Raw genomic sequence first — 299 nt, forward strand, 5'->3', positions numbered from 1 at the left:
ACGTGGATGATACCGCGCTCTACACGACCGGTTACTACTGTACCACGGCCAGAGATAGAGAATACGTCTTCGATAGGCAACAAGAAAGGTTTGTCCACAGCACGCTCAGGTGTTGGGATGTAGCTGTCCAGAGCAGCAGCCAACTCGAAGATTTTTTCTTCGTAAGCAGCATCACCTTCCAAAGCTTTCAGTGCGGAACCTTGTACGATTGGGCAGTCGTCGCCTGGGAAGTCGTAGCTTGACAACAAGTCACGGATTTCCATTTCAACCAGTTCCAACAGCTCGGCATCGTCAACCAT

Annotated in this window: 1 pseudogene; it reads right to left on the minus strand. The window is 50.5% G+C overall.

Going from position 1 to position 299, the window contains the following annotated elements:
• Positions 1 to 299 (minus strand): annotated as a pseudogene (gene tuf, locus ACTHSP_RS23525) (elongation factor Tu); the annotation flags it as partial.

Source organism: Neisseria sp. P0001.S005 (assembly GCF_051963715.1).